This is a genomic window from Clostridium aquiflavi, assembly GCF_031344075.1.
Classification (GTDB): Bacteria; Bacillota; Clostridia; order Clostridiales; family Clostridiaceae; genus Clostridium; species Clostridium aquiflavi.
In genome coordinates, this window is sequence record NZ_JAVJAN010000034.1 from 16,219 (window position 1) to 34,478 (window position 18,260).

Consider the following 18,260-nt stretch of genomic DNA (forward strand, 5'->3'; position numbering starts at 1 on the left):
TTGAAATGGAGGGATTTATATGCCATTATTAATAGTTGCTATAGGAGTTGCATTATTACTATTATTGATGATTGGATTTAAATTAAATGGTTTTATATCACTAATTTTAGTTTCACTTACAGTTGGTATAATGGAAGGAATGCCAATAGTTAATGTAGTAAGCTCTATAAAATCAGGTGTTGGAGGAACTTTAGGAAGTTTAGCTCTTATAATTGGATTTGGAGCTATGCTAGGTAAACTTATGGCTGATAGTGGAGGAGCACAAAGAATAGCTATAACATTAATAAAGAAATTTGGTAAAGAAAAAATACAATGGGCAGTAGTTATTACAGGGTTTGTTGTAGGATTTGCATTATTTTATGAGATAGGTTTTGTTTTACTTATACCACTTGTATTTACAATAGCAGCTGAAGCTGAAATACCACTTTTATATATAGGTGTACCTATGGCTGCAGCACTATCAGTAACTCATGGATTTTTACCACCGCATCCAGGACCAACAGCTATAGCAGGAGTTTATAATGCTGATATAGGTAAAACTTTATTGTATGGTGCAATACTTGGAATTCCAACAGTAATACTTTCTGGACCAGTATTTACAAAGTTTTTAAAAGGAATGGAGCATCCTATCCCTAAAGGATTATATAATCCAAAGATATTTACAGAAAAGGAAATGCCAAGTTTTGGAATAAGTGTATTTACAGCATTAATTCCAGTTATTTTAATGGCAGTACAAGCTATAAGTAAAATGACTCTTTCTGGTGATTCACAAATAGTTAAAATAACAGGATTTTTTGGAGATCCAGTAATTGCATTATTAATTTCAGTTATTGTAGCTATATTCACTTTTGGATTAAACAGAGGCAAAAAAATGCCAGAGGTTATGCAAACCGTAAGTGAATCAATTAATACAGTAGCAATGATAATATTAATCATTGGCGGTGGTGGTGCTTTAAAGCAAGTTCTTGTTGATAGTGGAGTGGATAAATATATTGCAAGTATAATGCAAGGTAGTAGTATATCACCACTTTTACTAGCTTGGTTAATCGCCGCAATACTAAGAGTTGCATTAGGATCAGCTACAGTGGCAGCTATGACAGCAGCTGGAATAGTAGCACCACTTATAAGTGCAACTGGAGTTAGTCCAGAGTTAATGGTAATTGCAACAGGAGCAGGTAGTTTAATATTTTCTCATGTTAATGACCCTGGATTTTGGATATTTAAAGAATATTTCAATTTATCAATTACTGAAACATTAAAGTCTTGGTCTGTAATGGAGACAATAATTTCAGTATGTGGACTTGTAGGAGTTTTAATTTTAAATGTTATTATTTAAAATGTTATTATTAAAAAATATAGTAAATTAAATATAAGAGGAGCGATAGTTATGAACGTAGGAATAATTGGACTTGGAAAGATGGGATTTAATATAGCATTAAATTTGCTAAACCATAATCATTCAGTAGTGGCATATGACTTAAGTGATGAAAGTGTTAATAATATTTCAAAAGAGGGAGCAAAAGGTGTTAATAGTATTGAAGATTTAGTTAAACAGCTTCCAGAAAGAAAAATCATATGGTTAATGATTCCATCAGGAAAAGCAGTTGATAGTACAATAGAAGAAATAATAAAATATATAAATCCTAATGATATAATAATTGATGGAGGTAATTCAAACTATAAAGATACCCTAAGAAGATATAAGTTTTTAAAAGAAAAGGGAATTGACTTTATTGATTGTGGAACTAGTGGAGGAACTAGTGGTGCTCTTAATGGTGCATGTACAATGATTGGAGCAGAAGAAGATGTGTTTAAATATTGCGAAGAGTTATTTAAAGACTTATCTATTCAAGATGGATATTTACATGTTGGAAAACCTGGAAGTGGACATTTTACTAAAATGGTTCACAATGGAATAGAATATGGAATGATGCAATCAATAGCAGAAGGATTTGAAATTCTTTCTAAAAGTGAATTTGATGTAGATTATGAAAAGGTAGCTAAATTATGGAATAATGGTTCAGTAATAAGAGGATGGCTTATGGAATTAGCACAATCAGCTTTTAGTAAAGATAAAGACCTAAGTAGTATAAAGGGAATAATGAATTCTTCAGGAGAGGGAAAGTGGACAGTAGAAACTGCATTAGATTTACAAGTACCTGCACCTGTGATTGCATTATCATTAATGATGAGATATCGTTCACTTGAAGAAGATACATTTACAGGTAAGGTTGTTGCAGCCTTAAGAAATGAATTTGGTGGACATGAAGTAAAAAAGAATAAATAAAAATATATTAAGAGATTTCACATAATGATTTTTTTAATAATTATGTGGAATCTCTTTTTTAATTAAGAAAAATTATTACTGTTATATTTTTTAGATTAGTAATATTTACAAAATATCATCATAAAATTATATAGGTATAAATTTAATTAGGAGAGAATGATATGGATTTAGAATATTATGATAAAAAGTTTTTAGAAAATAAAAAAATAATATTAGAGAAAATAGATCAAGGAAAGCAAGCAGGAATAAACAAGGTGTCAGCAGTATTTGCTATAAATGAAAATGATGAAATGAAAAATAAGATGGTAAAAGAAATAGCTACATGGCTAATGGAAGATGGATATAAAATATCTCTTAAAGAAGATGAATTAAAGATATTAGTAATAGAATGGGACTAGTATTATATTTATATAAATATAGTAGTATAATTATATTATTAAAAGTTTAAACTTTTATGAAAAAAGAATTATATGAGGTAGATAAAATGAAAAAAAATAAAGTAGTAGATTTAGAGAAGATGTCATCATCAAAATTTTTAAATATGTATAAAATTCAGTATCAAAATAAATTAGGAAATATAAAGGACTGGATTGTTGCATCTAGAAAAAGCGAAGAAACATTAAAAAATCGTTATTTTAATGGCACAGAAGACAAGATAGATGGGGTAGTTATAGCAGCTTTTCATAGAGAAGAAAAAAAGTTAGTTATAATAAAGCAATATAGAGTGCCAATAAATGATTATGTTTATGAACTTGTAGCAGGTCTTGTAGATAACAATGAAGATATAAAAAGTACTGTTAAAAGAGAATTAAAAGAAGAAACAGGATTAAGACTTTTAAATATAACTGAAAAAGGAAATAATAAGCTATATATATCACCAGGAATGACTGATGAAGCATTAGCATTTGTTTATTGTACATGTGATGGTGACTTTTCAAAAGAGTATCTAGAAGAAGATGAAGATATAGAAACAATGCTTGTATCTCAAGAAGAGGCAAAAGAGATTATAAAAAGTAAAAATAATATAGATGTGAAGTGTTTTTTAATTCTACAAAGTTTTGCAGAATTAGGAGAAAAAATGTTTATAGAAGGACATTAAAGTAATGTAAGGTTACATAGTATTTATTATAGGATGAAAATTTTAAGAATGTTTTATTTTAGTAGAGTGTTGATATATGCAATAGGCAAAATGGCATTTTAATTGGATTTTGAGAATAGTTAATGAGTATTCCTAAGTTAAATTATTTAGTCCAATTTTTTTATGCGTATATTAATATTTATACTAAAAAATAACCATAAAAAAATGCAGAAGTGAAAAAACTTCTGCATTTTTGTTTTATATATTAATGAATAAAACCTTGGATTAAGAAGTAAATAAGGAAGATAGCAGATGTGATACACATAGTTACTGATAAATCTTTCTTCTTATTACTAAATAATTTACATATAGGATATAAAATAAATCCAAAGGCTATGCCATCTACAATACTATAAGTTAATGGAATTAAAATTACCACTATAAATGCTGGTATTAACTCTGTTAAATCATCAAAATTTAATTGTTTTAGATTTTGGAACATTAAACTTCCTATGATAATAAGAATTGGAGCTAATGCTGCATTTGGAATTATTGATATAAATGGTATAAAGAACAATGAAAGTAAAAATAATAATCCAGTTATTATTGATGTTAATCCAGTTCTTCCACCCGCTGCAATGCCCGCTGCTCCTTCAACAGTAGAAACAGGAGGACAAGTTCCTAAAAAGCCATATGCAATAACAGAAAATCCTATTGATGTTAAAGCTTTTTCAGATTTTTCTGGAGTCTTTAACATTCCATTTAATTGACCATGCAATAATCCTATATTTTCAAATATTAAAACTAATGTTAATGAAAATGTAGAAATCCAAAAGTTTGGAGTTAGTATAGCACTAAAGTCAGGATTAAAGAATATATCTTTATAAGCTCCGAAATTAGGAAGTGAAAACGTAAGATTACTTATATCTACAATTCCCATAAATATAGAAATAATTGTACCTACGATAATTGAAATCAAGAATGCACCAGGTACATTTCTAATAAACAATATTAATGTAATAATCATAATTATTATGAATGCTATAACTTCAGGACTAGTTATATCTCCAAGCTTTAATAAATTAGAAGGATCAGATACTATAAGACCTGATTTTGATAATCCAATAAGTGTAATAAAAAGTCCAATACCAACTGTAATGGCTTCTTTTAAATTATTTGGAATAGCTTCAGTTATATTTTTAGCAAGTGGAGTAAGTGCAACTATTGTTAATAAAATTCCTGATACTATTACTGATGCTAGTGCTTGATAAAACGTAAGCCCTAAAGTTTTTACAACAGTGTAAGTAAATAGTGCATTGATTCCCATACCGGGCATAATGATTAGAGGAGCATTACTAACAAACCCCACTATAAGACAACCTAGTAACGAAGATAGAACCGTTGCGATAATTAATGGTTCAATAGGTATGCCCGAATCACTTAGTATGCTAGCGTTTACTATAATAATGTATACAGCAGCAAAAAATGATGTAAGTGCGGCTATAGTTTCCCTCCTTATTGTAGAATTGTGTTCAGTTAATTTAAAAAATTTATTCATCCTTTCGACCAACTTTCAAAATCTCCCTCGCCCACCCGCACAAAAAGTGCAAGTCTATTATATCATCCATAATAAAAAATTCAATATAAATGTATATTGAAAATATTTTTTTGGCAAACTAAAAAGTTATTTTAATATATAAATTTTCATATAATTTCATAATTTATTATTTCTGTGTTGCATAAAATAAGAAATTATGAAAATAATAGTGAAATTTTTAGAAAAATGTATAATTTTCGGAAAAACATAAAACTTTTAATATTTTAATTTATATTATATTAAATTAATGATAATAAACGTTTTTAATAAATTAAATTATTAAATATTATATAATATATATGTTGAAGATATTAAGAGGTTATAAATTTGTTTATCTAAAATAATATTTTATAACTATTATGTGCATTTAATATAAAAATTACTTAAGGTATTCAAGATAGTTATATTTTAGCAAATTTAAAAAGTAAAGATATAGATTTACTATTCGATAATAAATGGGGTAAAATAGTTTTTTTATAATAAATATACAAAAAAGAAAAATTAATTAAATAGGGGATGATGATATGAATGAATATATCTACAGAAAACATTTAAGAAATCCAGGTAAATATTTATTATTAATGATGGGGTTTGTTTTATCAATATTAATAGAAACTGGCATAATATCATGTCTTAAATCAATAAATGAAGATATGTTAATTTTTGCTGGAATTTTTGCAATTATAGCATTAGCTATATTGACTATAATAGGATTAGAATATTTATTACTTTATTTTGTAATGTTTAGGAAATTTAAAAAGGTTAGTGTAGAACTTACTGATTCAGGAATAATATATAAAAATATTAAAGGAACAACTTTTATTAGATATGAAGAAATACAAGCTATACAATTTCCATCTATAAGGTATTTTGGAGGATGGACAAAAATTAAAAGTAAAGAAAAAAATATTAGATTAACTGTTGTATTAGAAAATATAGAGCATTTTATGCAAGATTTAAAATGTATATTAGATGAAAAAAATTTAAGTCATGTGTATAATGATAAAAAATTATATAACTTTAGGAAAACAGCTACATATAGTGATCAAAGTTGGGAAAGAGTATATGAAAAAATAAAAAGTTTATCAGTTACATATTTTATAGGTATATTAATTTCAATATTATACTTAGGATTTATTAATCTTTATGCAACACAAATAATTTTCCAATTATTAATTACATTATATCCTTTTTTTGCATTTATATTTAGTGAAATAATTTTAGGATTCAAACTTTCTAAAGATATAAAAACAAGCGGAAAAATAATTACAAAAAGAAATAAAGAATTTGAAAATAGAGTATATAAATATACATCTATAGTTCTAGGAATTTTAACTTTATTAATACTTATAATTTCAATGATATAAATGATACTTAATAAGAAATTTAACTATTTAATTTATATAATACAAAAGAAATTTTAGATATTCAAAAAACATAATATTAAATAAATAATGAAAATTATGATTAATATTATTAAAAAGTGATATAATTTCTAATAGATTATAAAATTATAATTATTGGAAAAGAAGGGTTTGAATAGTGAATTTTGAATTAGAAAAAATAAAAAAAATTAATTTAATATTGAATTCATTATGTATTTTTAAAGATTTACTTAATGATGATGTAATTAGTTCTTATAAGGAGTTAATAAGTTATTTAAATAAGAACGAATTTGATATTAATAATTTACTTAATTACTATAATACTTTTACATATAATCTTATAGAAAAATCAGAAAAACTATCTATAAGGAAATATATTATTGATAAAATTCTTATGGAGGATAAAGTATTTAAAAAGATCATATCTAGTAATGATTTAACTAATAAATTAATAACTAAACAAACTAGATATGAACTTACATTATTGGAAGAATTATCAAACACAAAAAGTGAAGACATAAAGAGAGCTATTTTAGAAAAAGGGTTTTTATCAGAATTTGAGAAATCAATTATTAAAAATTTAATTACTTGGAATGAAGATATAAAAACTAAAACTAAAGATAATAAAATAGAAGATAAAGTAAAGCAAAAATTATTTAGCAATAAAAATTGGGACACTTTATTAGAGGAGATAATAGAATTTTATAATAAATATGGAATTGAAGAGATTAATTAATAATTATAGATGACTTTATTCATTAGTTATAGGTAGAAATCTAAAAAACTGCAATATAAGTAATAAAATACAAAGGATAACTTCTTTTCTTTGAGTAAAAATATTAAAGAAAGGAAGTGGAGTTTATGTCTAAGAGTAAAAAAGACAAGTTAATACAACAAACAGGAAATCTATCTCAGTCAAAAGTTAAATCATATCAAGAGAATAAAGAATATCTTGATCGAACTAAAATAGAAACTAATAATACTAATAATAAATTTTTCTGATTTTTAAATGTTAAATAATAAAACTATAAAAACTGAAGTAATCATTGAATTTGGATTACTTCAGTTTTTATTTATTATAGAGTTTGAAATAGCATTACTTTAAGCGAGAATTTTAACTAAAGATTAAAATATATAAGTATTACCATGCAAGATGTAATAAAAAATAATTAAAATAGATATAGTAATATTTATAATAACAATATAAATATTAATCATACGGTGTATTTTTTATCTGATTAATAAAAAATATGAAAAATTATTGACAATATAAAAACAAAGAGATACAATTATGAAAAATTAAACAATAAATACATTGATTGAGAAAAGTAAATTTTATATTACTTATAAAGAGAGCTTATCATTTGCTGAAAGATAGGATTTGTAAAAGAATTGAAAATCACTCATGAGTAGTTAGCTGAAGATATAATTATTGTGTAAGCAAGACCGGTAGCAACCGTTATATTGCCAAATATTAAATAGGATTTCCTAGAGATATTTTGAGAGGTTACTTTTCAAGTGATAAATAGAGTGGTACCGCAGAGTTTTTGACTTTGTCTCTAATTAATAGAGATAAGGTCTTTTTTTATAAAAATTATATAATTAATATTAAAAAATAATTAGGGGGCAAAAAAATGAGTAGTTATAGTTTGTTTTTACCAAGTTATAGTATAGGGAGTGATGTTTACAGAGGAATTCCTAAAATTTGTGAAGCTTATGGAAGGAAGGCTGTAGTAGTTGGGGGCAAAACAGCAATAGCAAAATCTAAGGAAGAACTTTTAGATGGGCTTAAAGGTTCAAATATAGAAATAGTAGATTTTGTATGGTTTGGGGGAGATTCTTCATATGAAAATGTAGAGATGCTTAAGAAGAATCCGATAGTTAGAGATGCTGATATGGTATTTGCGGTTGGTGGAGGAAGAAGTATTGATACAAGCAAAACAATGTGTGATCAAACAGGACAATCACTATTTGTATTTCCGACAATAGCTTCAAATTGCGCTGCAATAACAGAAACAACCGTAATTTATGATTCTAATCATGTATTTAAAGAATTATATTTTACAAAAAAATCAGCAACACATTGCTTTATTAATACTAAAATAATAGCAGAAGCACCAAGTAATTTTATATGGGCAGGTATAGGAGATGCATTATCAAAAGAATATGAATGTACATTTTCTTCAAGAGGTGATGAACTTGATCATACTAATCTTTTAGGCGTAGATATAAGTCGTAATTGCGTTGAACCACTTTTGAGATATGGTAAAAGAGCTTATGAAGATGTTAAAATTAATAAAGTATCAAATGAGGTAGAACAAATAATTCTTAATATAATAATTACTACAGGACTTGTATCTGTTCTTGTGAAAAATGATTACAATAGTTGTCTTGCTCATTCAGTATATTATGGATGTACTACATTAGAAAATATAGAAAAAAATCATTTGCATGGTGAAATAGTTTCTTATGGTGTTTTGGTTATGCTAACATGTGATAAGCAATTTAAAGAACGTGACAGGGTTTATAAGTTTAATAAGAGCATTGGACTTCCAACATGTTTAGATGATATTGAGGTGAAAGAAGGAGATATTGATAAAGTACTTGATAAGATAATGGAAACAAGTGATATAAGGCATGTACCTTATGAAATAACAAGAAAAATGATTTATAATGCAATAATGGATTTAGAAAAAACAATAGTATAAGAATATTTGCATTATTTGGAATAAAACGCTATTACTCCTGATGGATATAAAGTGGACAATAGAGGGATTTGGATTTAATAAAGAGCAGCTATATTATTAAATGAAATTTAGAAAAAAATATTTTAAATTAAAGTTCTAAACTTTGCTTAAATTTGAGTAAAGTTTAGAACTTTTTTTATTTCTGTAGAATATTTAAAAATATAAGATTTTTTGATTTTTTAATAAAGGTGTTTAAGGCTCAAAAAAATATATTATTGTAAATATGAAATTAGGTATTCACAAAGTCCCCAAAAGATTAAAAGGATACCTGAAAATACGTAAAAATTTTTACCTATCCAATTTGAAAAAGAAAATTTTGTTATAAAATTTCCAATCAAAATCATTAATATACTTATTATGAAACTAAAAAATATACTCAAAGGTATGCTTATATTAAGAAGTCCTGCAATTAAGCCTAATAATATATTTGTTTTTGAAAGAAAAATAGATAATGATAAGGTATCTTTAAAACTTATATGGCTAGAATTAGCAAATGGTGACATGTTTCCCTCTTTCAATAGCAAACCAAATCTTGAGTTGTCTTCTACATAGTAAGATGTATCTTCATTACGACTTTTCTTTTTTAGTCTTATATGTTCAACAAAAAAGTAAGTCCCTATAAATATTAAAAGTATGCATCCAAATGGAATTACTATTTCTTTTAATAAAAGTTTACTAATTAATTCTCCAATACCCATAGAAATAAATGTTGCAAATGTTGTAATAATTGAAATAATTAAAATTTGTGCTTTTTGTATAGATATTTTTTTTAAGCTACAAAAACTTGAAACTCTAAAAGTATCTAAATGTGATGAAAGTGATAATAATAAAGGAGAAAAAATATTCATAGATTACCTCAAAAAGATTGATTTAATAATAATATATTCAAAAGTTTTAAAAATGACAAAAAGTAACACTAATAGTATAACTAAAGAGGTTGTTGATAACTTTATAAAAAATGAATAAAATAATTAACGATATACATAGGAAATACAATAAATATTTTACAAATAGTTAAAAAAGTGGTAATATAACTTTAAGTTTTAATAATATAAAGAGGTGTTTTAGATGGGGTTAAGAAAGTAGACAAAAAAATTATTTTTATTGTGAAGTTATATGGTGTTGTTGAGGGACTGTTTCTCATTAGAAAGTAGCGATAAGTAGTAATCTTAAAAACTTATTTTATTTGGGGAGATGATTTAATGTTAAATTATAAAAAATATAGAAGATTTGAAACAGTTAAATTAAAAGAAAGACAATGGCCAAATAACCTAATTGAAAAGGCACCTATTTGGTGTAGTGTTGATTTAAGAGATGGCAACCAAGCTCTTATAAATCCAATGACAGTAGATGAAAAAATAGAGATGTTTAAACTTCTTGTAAAATTAGGATTTAAAGAGATAGAAGTTGGATTTCCATCAGCATCGCAAATAGAATATGACTTTTTACGAAGATTAGTTGATGAAAAACATGTTCCGGATGATGTGATATTACAAGTTTTAACACAAGCTAGGCCACATTTAATAAGAAAAACTTTTGAAGCAATAAAAGGTTTGAAAAAGGCTGTTGTTCACATATATAATTCTACATCAGTACTTCAAAGAGATGTAGTATTTAATATGAGTAAAGAGGAAATTAAACAAATAGCTATAGAAGGAACCAAATTAGTAAAAGAATATAAAAAAGACTTTGATGGAGAGATATTTTTAGAGTATTCACCAGAAAGTTTTACAGGAACTGAAGTTGATTATGCATTAGAAATATGTGATGCTGTTGCTGATGTATGGGAAGCAAGTGAGGATAATAAGATAATTATAAATCTTCCATCCACTGTGCAAATGGACACTCCTAATATATATGCAGATCAAATAGAGTGGATGTGCAGAAATTTTAAAGATAGAGATAGAATAATCTTAAGCGTACACCCTCATAATGATAGGGGTACAGGCGTTGCAGATGCAGAATTAGCACTTTTAGCAGGAGCTGATAGAGTGGAAGGAACTTTATTTGGAAATGGTGAAAGAACAGGAAATGTTGATATTTTAAATATTGCATATAATATGTTTTCTCATGGGATAAACCCTAACTTAAATTTAGAGAATGTTAATGATATAATTGATATCTATGAAAGATGTGTAAAAATACCAATACATGTAAGACATCCATATGCAGGAAAACTAGTATTTACAGCATTCTCAGGTTCACATCAAGATGCTATAAATAAGGGGATGAAAAAGTATCAAGAAAGAAACAATGGCATATGGGAAGTACCGTATTTACCAATTGATCCAGGTGACTTAGGAAGAGAATACGAAGCATTAGTTAGAATAAATAGTCAATCTGGTAAAGGTGGAGTTGCATTTATTATGGACCATTGTTTTGGATTTAAACTTCCAAAGACAATGCATAAAGAATTTGCATGTGTTATACAGAAGTTGTCTGAAAAGATAGGAGAAATTTCTCCAGATGAAATAATGAAGCAATTTGAAAAAGAATACTTAGATATTGATGAACCATTTAAATTGATTAATTATACAATCACAGATATAAATAATGGAGATTCTAAAGCTGATACTAAAGTTAAGGTTTTATTAAAACATAAAGGTACGAATTTAGAACTTGAAGGCTTAGGAAATGGACCTATAGATTCATTAAAAAAAGCATTGGTTTCAAGTAATTTAATAGATACAAAGATTATAGATTATACAGAACATGCTTTAAGTACAGGATCTGAAGCAAAAGCTGCGTCATATGTTTATATGGAAAGAATCGATATAGATAAAAAGACTTTTGGCGTTGGTGTAGATAGCAATATCACAAGAGCTTCAATTAAAGCAATATTTAGTGCTATAAATAGACTATATTCAAAAAAATAATAGTAGAATATTATTTTATAATAAAATAACTTTTAATAAACCTGAAAGAATATCAAATGGAATCTTTCAGGTTTATTTATGATAAAATTTAATATTGAATATAAATGTAAATGATTAAGAAATCTGAATTAGAACTTTGAAACGCATATTGAGATATTGAGTCGAATTATAAAATGATTTACTATATTTTTTTATAATTTCATGTTATTATTTAAATATACATATTTTAGGATGTGTTATTTAAAATAAATAATAATTATGGTGGTGAAAAATGAATAGCATTATCGATCTTAAAGATATTATAAATGTTGAAGCTTTCCAAAATATTCAGGATGACATTGCAAAAGCTACAGGAATTGCTATTATAACTACTGATTATAAAGGTAAACCTATTACAACACATAGTTGCTGTTCGGAATTTTGCAATATTATACGTAAAGATAAAAAGCAAGTAGAACTATGTGAAAGATGTGATTCAAGAGGTGGAATTGAAGCTACAAGGACAGGAAAGCCATACATATATATTTGTCATAAAGGAATAGTAGACTTTGCAGTACCTATTATAGTTAAAGGTCAGTATTTAGGAGCTATAATGGCAGGACAAGTCCTGATAAATAAAGAAGAAGAAAAAGACTTAGAAGCTGTTGCAAATGTTAATTTTGATTTGGGAGAAAGTGAGGAACTTATATGTGCATATAATAATCTTACAACTATTTCATTAGAGAAGATTAAACACATTTCTCAAATGATGTTGCATTTATCAAATTATTTAGTTGAAGAAGGAATACATAAATTAACTACAAAAAAATTAAATGAAAGCAATAACAAGATTGTAAAATCAGAAATTAATCAATTAAAATTACAAAATGAGTTAGAGAAGTTTAGATTAAAATCATTAACATCTCAAATAAATCCTAATTTTGTATTTGATATAATGAATAATATATATTCATTATCATTAATAGAAGATGCAGAAAAGACAAGTAATCTTACATATAAATTTACTGAATTTATAAGAAATACTTTTTATAAATCAAATAAAATAGTTACATTAAAAGAAGAATTAGAATATTGTTTAGAGTACTTAAATTTACAGAAGATTAGATTTGGTAATAGATTAAATTTTGATATTAATTTAAGTATTGAAGAGGATTTCAAACTTCCATTTATGAGCATTTATCCTTTTGTTGAAAACGTTGTAACACACGGGATAAAGCATAAAGAAAATGGAGGAAGTATAAATATATCTGTATTGGAAGAAGAGGAATCTATAATAATTTCAATAGTAGATGATGGAGTAGGGATATCAAAAGAAAAATTAAAAGTTATAAATTTAGGAGAAAAAAACACAAGTTATTCATTAAGTGGAATATCAGTTGCAAAACAACGAATAAAAAATTTCTATAAGTATGATTATTGTATAGATATAGAGAGTGATTTAGGGATAGGAACTAAAGTTACAATAAGCTTACCAATTGATGAAAGGTAGGTAGTTATATATGTGTAATGTTATTTTAGTAGATGATGAGTGTATAGAGTTAGAAGCACTTAAAAAAGTAATAAATAAAATTAATATTAAAATAAACATCGTAGGAACTGCAAATAATGGTAAAAAAGCAATAGAACTTGATAAAGAACTTAAACCAGATGTAATAATTATAGATAATGATATGCCAGGAATAAATGGTATTGAAGCTTCAAAATTTATAAAAGAAAGAGATAAAGAAAAAATTATAATATTGCTAATGGAGTATTATAATTTAAATAATAAAAAAATAAATTCTGATATTGATGATTACATATTAAAACCAATAAGTTCAGAAAAATTAGCTAAAGTATTAAATAAACATATTATGAATTTAAAAACAAATGAGAATAAATTAATAGGAAAAGAGTTGCTACTTTTAGATAAAATAATTTCTAATGAAGAAAAAGATACTGTGGAGTTACTTGATAATTTATTGTATGGATATAAACTTTTAAGTAATGGTGATATTAAGCTATATAAAGATAAGTGTAGAATTTTATTGAATAAAATGATTAATATCTTCATTAAGATTAGGAATAAGAATAAAGTGAATTCAAATATTAATTTATATAGCCATAAGATAGAAAAGATTCATAATATAACGAAAATAAATGCTGTTATGAATGAATGTTTGGAGTTTATATGTAAAGATAATTCTGATGATATAATTAGAGAAAAGTTAATTGGAAACAAGGATATAAGTAAAGTTTTAAATCCAGTATTAACTTATATAAGTGAAAATTATACTGAAAAAATAACTCTAGAAAGTGCGGCTAATTCTTGTAACTTGAGTATATTTTATTTTAGTAAACTATTTAAAAAAGATATAGGTATGAAGTTTATTGATTATATAAACTTATATAAAATAGAAAAATCTAAGGAATTACTAGAAAATACAGATATGTCTATAATAAATATAGCTGTAACTTTAGGTCATGATGAATCGGGATATTTTTCTAAAGTTTTTAAACGGGTAGTTGGCATAACCCCTTCAGCATATAGAAATAATAATAAAAATAATTTATAAAGATATCTAAGGATGATAAAAAATCATCCTTAGATATCTTTATATTTTTGTCATGTTTTAAAAGAGAGGACTTGAAGAGATATTATTTTTAGTGATTATAGTATAGATAGTAAATAATAATAGAAATATTTAGTCAATGTGTGTGTAATTTATCACTATGTAATAATAGAAAATTAGTGTAAATTTAAAAATTAAGAGTTTAAAAAACGTAATAATGCATAAAAACGTTATTATAAGACAAAAAAATACTGTTTAATAAAAAAGAAAGATAGAAATAACAAAAAAGTACAAATAGTAAGCAATAAAGTTTGTTAAAAATTTATCAATAAAATGATAAGATTAAATCAAGAAAAAGAGAATTTGATTGGAGGAATTTAAAATGATAAGTAAGGGATTTAGTACTCAAACAGAAAGAATAAATATTTTAAAAGCTCAAATATTAAATGCGAAACCATGTGTTGAGTGTGAAAGAGCGATATTAATAACAGAATCTTTTAAGGCAACAGAAGGTGAACCCGCAGTATTAAGAAGGGCATTAGCTTTAAATAATATATTAAAAAATATTCCTGTGACAATTAGAGAAGAGGAACTTATAGTAGGTAGTTTAACTAAAGAGCCAAGATCTTCTCAAGTATTCCCTGAATTTTCAAATAAGTGGTTAAAAGATGAATTAGATAGAATTGATAAAAGAAATGGGGATGCGTTCCAAATTTCAGAAGAAAGTAAAGAAAAATTACAATCTGTATTTGAATATTGGGATGGAAAGACAACAAGTGAATTAGCAACTTCATATATGTCAGAAGAAACAATAAATGCAGTAAATGCAGATATTTTTACAGTAGGAAATTATTACTATAATGGAGTAGGTCATATTGCTGTAAGTTATGATAAAGTATTAAAAATTGGATTCAATGGAATTATAAAAGAAGCAAAGGATCAATTAGAAAAAAGCAGAAGTATAGATCCAAACTTTATAAAGGCAGAGAAGTTCTTAAATAGTGTTATTGTTTCTTGTGAATCAGCAATAACATATGCAAATAGATATGCTGAAGAAGCTAAAGAACTTGCAAAAAATACAAATGATGCAAGAAGAAAATCTGAACTTGAAAAAATCGCAGAAATTTGTACAAAGGTTCCAGCAGAGCCAGCAACATCTTTCTACGAAGCGTGTCAATCATTTTGGTTTGTTCATGCAATAATAAACACAGAATCTAATGGACATTCTATTTCACCAGCTAGATTTGACCAATACATGTATCCATATTATGCAAATGATAAAAATATAACAAAAGAATTTGCTCAAGAATTAATAGATTGTATATGGATAAAATTAAATGATATTAACAAAGTAAGAGATGAAATTTCAACTAAGCACTTTGGTGGATATCCAATGTATCAAAACTTAATTGCAGGAGGACAAACTCCAGAAGGAAAAGATGCAACAAATGAAATATCTTATATGTGTCTAGAAGCATCAGTACATGTTAAATTACCTCAACCATCTTTATCAGTAAGAATATGGAACAAAACTCCAGACGAATTCATGCTTAGAGCAGCAGAATTAACTAGAGAAGGATTAGGACTTCCTGCATACTACAATGATGAAGTTATTATTCCATCATTAGTTGCTAGAGGGCTTACATTAGAAGATGCAAGAGATTATGGAATTATTGGTTGTGTTGAACCACAAAAGCCAGGAAAGACAGAAGGATGGCATGATTCAGCATTCTTTAATCTTGCTAGAATAGTAGAATTAACTATAAATTCAGGAATGGACCATGGTAAACAAATAGGACCTAAAACTCAAAGTTTTGAAGAAATGACTTCTTTCGAAGAATTCATGACTGCTTACCAAAATCAAATGGAATACTTTGTAAGACATATGTGTACTGCAGATAACTGTATAGATATTGCACATGCAGAGAGAGCACCATTACCTTTCTTATCTTCAATGGTTGATGATTGCATTGGAAGAGGAAAGAGTCTTCAAGATGGAGGAGCAGAATATAACTTTAGTGGACCACAAGGTGTTGGAGTAGCTAACATTGGAGATGCACTAGTTGCAGTCAAAAAACTTGTTTTCGATGAAAATAAAATAACTCCTTCAGAATTAAAGAAAGTTTTAGCTGAAAACTTTAAGGATTCAGAACATATACAAGCATTACTTAAGAAAGCTCCTAAATTTGGAAATGATATTGATGAAGTTGATGATTTAGCTAGAGAAGGCGCATTAGTATATAGCAGAGAAGTTAATAAATATACAAATCCAAGAGGTGGTAAATTCCAACCAGGATTATATCCATCATCTATAAATGTATTCTTTGGAAGTTTAACAGGGGCTACTCCAGATGGCAGAAGCTGTGGACAGCCATTAGCAGATGGGGTTTCTCCATCAAGAGGATGCGATACTTCAGGACCTACTGCAGCTTGTAATTCAGTTGCTAAATTAGATCATTTTATAGCATCAAATGGAACATTATTTAATCAAAAATTCCATCCATCAGCATTAAAAGGTGATAATGGATTAATGAATTTAACAGCATTAATAAGAAGTTACTTTGATCAAAAAGGATTCCACGTTCAATTTAATGTAATAGATAAAGATATATTACTTGCAGCACAAAAAAATCCAGAAAACTATCAAGATTTAATTGTTAGAGTTGCAGGATATAGTGCACAATTTATATCTTTAGATGAGTCTATACAAAATGATATTATTGCAAGAACAGAACATGTTATGTAAAAAAAGTTTTTAGAGGAGGATATGAAAGTGATGAGTACAGACATAAAAGGAGTTATATTCAATATACAGAAATTTTCATTACATGATGGACCAGGAATAAGAACAATAGTGTTTTTTAAAGGGTGTCCAATGTCATGCTTATGGTGCAGCAATCCAGAATCACAAGATATTGCTCCTCAAATAATGTTTAATAAAAATTTATGTACTAAATGTGGAAGATGTGAATCACAATGTGAAAGTTTAGCTATTGATATGGATTCATCGTATAGAGTAAATGAAGATAAATGCACACAATGTGAAAAGTGCGTTGATAATTGCTTAAATGGAGCACTTATTCTTGAAGGAAAAGAATGTAGTACTGAAGAGATTATTAATGAATTAAAAAAAGATAGTGTTCATTATAGAAGATCAAATGGCGGAATAACATTATCTGGAGGAGAAGTATTACTTCAACCAGATTTTGCAGTAGAGTTATTAAAAAAATGTAAATCATATGGATGGCATACAGCTATTGAAACTGCAATGTATGTAAATAGCGAAGCAGTTAAAAAAGTTATTCCATATATAGATTTAGCTATGATTGATATAAAGAGCATGAATAGTGAAATACATAAAAAATTCACAGGTGTAGATAATGAGATTATTTTAAATAATATTAAATTAAGTGATGAAATAGCTAAGGAAATAATAATTAGAGTTCCAGTTATTGAAGGATTTAATGCAGACTTAGAAAGTATTAAGGAAGTAGCGGAATTTTCAAAAACATTAAAAAAATTAAAGAGAATAGATCTTCTTCCATATCATAACTATGGAGAAAGTAAGTATGAAGCTATAGGAAAAGAGTATCTTCTTAGAGAACTACAAACTCCTAGTGACGAAAAAATGGAAGAGTTAAAGTCTCTAATTGAAGGCATGGGTATATGTTGTACAATAGGAGCTCAGTAATTTTTACATAAGAAATTTTAATGTAAACAAAAGAATTCTATTAAAAA

15 protein-coding genes and 1 other annotated feature are annotated in these 18,260 nt (G+C 26.4%); of the genes, 13 read left to right on the forward strand and 2 right to left on the reverse strand.

The window, feature by feature from the left end; all coding sequences use genetic code 11:
- Positions 1-19 precede the first annotated feature (19 nt).
- From gntT to RGC78_RS12470, 4 genes are all read left to right on the forward strand, one after another.
- Positions 20-1,336 (forward strand): gluconate transporter, encoded by a 1,317-nt coding sequence (gene gntT, locus RGC78_RS12455; RefSeq protein ID WP_252212819.1) that lies wholly within the window; start codon positions 20-22, stop codon positions 1,334-1,336.
- Positions 1,337-1,387: 51 nt separating this feature from the next.
- The gene (gnd, locus tag RGC78_RS12460; protein WP_252212818.1) at positions 1,388-2,287 is read left to right on the forward strand and encodes a phosphogluconate dehydrogenase (NAD(+)-dependent, decarboxylating); all 900 of its coding nucleotides are present in this window, start codon (positions 1,388-1,390) and stop codon (positions 2,285-2,287) included.
- 161 nt (positions 2,288-2,448) lie between these two features.
- Positions 2,449-2,685: a hypothetical protein gene (locus RGC78_RS12465; protein ID WP_252212817.1), complete on the forward strand. Its 237-nt coding sequence runs from the start codon at positions 2,449-2,451 to the stop codon at positions 2,683-2,685.
- A gap of 86 nt (positions 2,686-2,771) precedes the next feature.
- A complete protein-coding gene (locus RGC78_RS12470) occupies positions 2,772-3,386 on the forward strand; it encodes an NUDIX hydrolase (RefSeq protein WP_252230273.1) in 615 nt (204 codons plus the stop codon).
- A gap of 244 nt (positions 3,387-3,630) precedes the next feature.
- On the opposite strand, the gene RGC78_RS12475 is transcribed toward RGC78_RS12470, so the two are convergent.
- The gene (locus tag RGC78_RS12475) at positions 3,631-4,923 is read right to left on the reverse strand and encodes an NCS2 family permease (RefSeq protein WP_252213059.1); all 1,293 of its coding nucleotides are present in this window, start codon (positions 4,921-4,923) and stop codon (positions 3,631-3,633) included.
- A gap of 563 nt (positions 4,924-5,486) precedes the next feature.
- On the opposite strand from RGC78_RS12475, the gene RGC78_RS12480 reads away from it, so the two are divergent.
- From RGC78_RS12480 to RGC78_RS12495, 4 genes are all read left to right on the forward strand, one after another.
- On the forward strand, positions 5,487-6,329 hold the full coding sequence (locus RGC78_RS12480; RefSeq protein ID WP_309556749.1) for a hypothetical protein: 843 nt from the start codon (positions 5,487-5,489) through the stop codon (positions 6,327-6,329).
- 175 nt (positions 6,330-6,504) lie between these two features.
- Entirely contained in the window at positions 6,505-7,083 is a 579-nt protein-coding gene (locus RGC78_RS12485; RefSeq protein WP_309556750.1) for a hypothetical protein, read from the forward strand.
- Positions 7,084-7,208: 125 nt separating this feature from the next.
- Positions 7,209-7,349: a hypothetical protein gene (locus tag RGC78_RS12490; RefSeq protein WP_252212802.1), complete on the forward strand. Its 141-nt coding sequence runs from the start codon at positions 7,209-7,211 to the stop codon at positions 7,347-7,349.
- 304 nt (positions 7,350-7,653) lie between these two features.
- Positions 7,654-7,911, forward strand: a binding site (T-box leader).
- A 70-nt stretch (positions 7,912-7,981) separates the two neighbouring features.
- On the forward strand, positions 7,982-9,055 hold the full coding sequence (locus RGC78_RS12495; RefSeq protein ID WP_309556751.1) for an iron-containing alcohol dehydrogenase family protein: 1,074 nt from the start codon (positions 7,982-7,984) through the stop codon (positions 9,053-9,055).
- 251 nt (positions 9,056-9,306) lie between these two features.
- Here RGC78_RS12495 and RGC78_RS12500 read toward each other — a convergent pair whose 3' ends face one another.
- Positions 9,307-9,942: an MntP/YtaF family protein gene (locus RGC78_RS12500; RefSeq protein WP_309556752.1), complete on the reverse strand. Its 636-nt coding sequence runs from the start codon at positions 9,940-9,942 to the stop codon at positions 9,307-9,309.
- A 354-nt stretch (positions 9,943-10,296) separates the two neighbouring features.
- Between RGC78_RS12500 and leuA the strand changes: the two genes are divergently transcribed.
- From leuA to dhaB2, 5 genes are all read left to right on the forward strand, one after another.
- Positions 10,297-11,970 (forward strand): 2-isopropylmalate synthase, encoded by a 1,674-nt coding sequence (gene leuA, locus RGC78_RS12505; protein WP_252226344.1) that lies wholly within the window; start codon positions 10,297-10,299, stop codon positions 11,968-11,970.
- A 271-nt stretch (positions 11,971-12,241) separates the two neighbouring features.
- Positions 12,242-13,459, forward strand: coding sequence for a PocR ligand-binding domain-containing protein (locus RGC78_RS12510; protein WP_252212798.1), 1,218 nt, complete (start codon positions 12,242-12,244; stop codon positions 13,457-13,459).
- Between the two features lie 10 nt (positions 13,460-13,469).
- Positions 13,470-14,525, forward strand: a complete 1,056-nt coding sequence (locus RGC78_RS12515) for a response regulator transcription factor (protein ID WP_309556753.1) — start codon at positions 13,470-13,472, stop codon at positions 14,523-14,525.
- A gap of 379 nt (positions 14,526-14,904) precedes the next feature.
- Positions 14,905-17,268, forward strand: a complete 2,364-nt coding sequence (gene dhaB1 / locus RGC78_RS12520) for a glycyl radical glycerol dehydratase DhaB1 (protein WP_309556754.1) — start codon at positions 14,905-14,907, stop codon at positions 17,266-17,268.
- A 30-nt stretch (positions 17,269-17,298) separates the two neighbouring features.
- Entirely contained in the window at positions 17,299-18,213 is a 915-nt protein-coding gene (dhaB2, locus tag RGC78_RS12525) for a glycerol dehydratase activator DhaB2 (RefSeq protein WP_252226519.1), read from the forward strand.
- The last annotated feature ends 47 nt before the right edge of the window (positions 18,214-18,260 follow it).

Coding starts and splice junctions, on each gene's coding strand:
- RGC78_RS12470 (WP_252230273.1), top strand. CDS start 2,772: ATGAAAAAAAATAAAGTAGTAGATTTAGAGAAGATGTCATCATCAAAA.
- RGC78_RS12465 (WP_252212817.1), top strand. CDS start 2,449: ATGGATTTAGAATATTATGATAAAAAGTTTTTAGAAAATAAAAAAATA.
- gnd (WP_252212818.1), top strand. CDS start 1,388: ATGAACGTAGGAATAATTGGACTTGGAAAGATGGGATTTAATATAGCA.
- gntT (WP_252212819.1), top strand. CDS start 20: ATGCCATTATTAATAGTTGCTATAGGAGTTGCATTATTACTATTATTG.
- RGC78_RS12515 (WP_309556753.1), top strand. CDS start 13,470: ATGTGTAATGTTATTTTAGTAGATGATGAGTGTATAGAGTTAGAAGCA.
- RGC78_RS12490 (WP_252212802.1), top strand. CDS start 7,209: ATGTCTAAGAGTAAAAAAGACAAGTTAATACAACAAACAGGAAATCTA.
- dhaB1 (WP_309556754.1), top strand. CDS start 14,905: ATGATAAGTAAGGGATTTAGTACTCAAACAGAAAGAATAAATATTTTA.
- RGC78_RS12480 (WP_309556749.1), top strand. CDS start 5,487: ATGAATGAATATATCTACAGAAAACATTTAAGAAATCCAGGTAAATAT.
- leuA (WP_252226344.1), top strand. CDS start 10,297: ATGTTAAATTATAAAAAATATAGAAGATTTGAAACAGTTAAATTAAAA.
- RGC78_RS12510 (WP_252212798.1), top strand. CDS start 12,242: ATGAATAGCATTATCGATCTTAAAGATATTATAAATGTTGAAGCTTTC.
- dhaB2 (WP_252226519.1), top strand. CDS start 17,299: ATGAGTACAGACATAAAAGGAGTTATATTCAATATACAGAAATTTTCA.
- RGC78_RS12500 (WP_309556752.1), bottom strand. CDS start 9,942: ATGAATATTTTTTCTCCTTTATTATTATCACTTTCATCACATTTAGAT.
- RGC78_RS12475 (WP_252213059.1), bottom strand. CDS start 4,923: ATGAATAAATTTTTTAAATTAACTGAACACAATTCTACAATAAGGAGG.
- RGC78_RS12495 (WP_309556751.1), top strand. CDS start 7,982: ATGAGTAGTTATAGTTTGTTTTTACCAAGTTATAGTATAGGGAGTGAT.